1 protein-coding gene is annotated in these 508 nt (G+C 45.3%); it reads right to left on the reverse strand.

What is annotated here, in order from left to right; translation table 11 throughout:
• Positions 1 to 467 (reverse strand): glycosyltransferase (locus tag R8N49_RS30740; RefSeq protein ID WP_318190900.1); only part of this gene is annotated, 467 nt, incomplete at its 3' end.
• Between the last annotated feature and the right edge of the window lie 41 nt (positions 468 to 508).

The following is a 508-nucleotide window of genomic DNA, read 5'->3' on the forward strand; positions in this document are numbered from 1 at the left end:
TTTGCTCCAATGCTAATGGCTAAATCACATTCGCGCTGACTGCAGCCTGCCACCACGTCAATTTTGTTGAGCATCACCTTTTCTAAAGCTTTGTATAGTTGGCGAGCGAAGCCTGAAATGTCTTCTCGTTCAAACGCATAGCAGTGCGGGGTATACACCAAGCGGGCGCGGCTGAGTTTCAAAAATCGACCCAAAAAACCGGCTTTGCTAGAGTGCAAGTGCACAATATTGGGTTTTATGTCATTGATGGTTTGATTGGCGTCTCGCACAAACTGCAGAAGCCCACCTTCCACCCATTTCGTTTGAGCAAAAACATCGTGATTGCTGTCTTTGGTTAAATCATTGTGACGCGCTCTAGCAAGCAAAAAGTGTTCATACGGTTCATGTCGAGATGAATGTACATAGCTGTACAGTGCGGTTTGAACACCGCCACCAAAGGCTTCGGTAATATGCAGTACTTTTTTCATGCTGACTTTGTCCCTGGAGTTTTTAACCACTTGGTTTTGAA

The organism is Vibrio sp. 1978, from assembly GCF_033344345.1.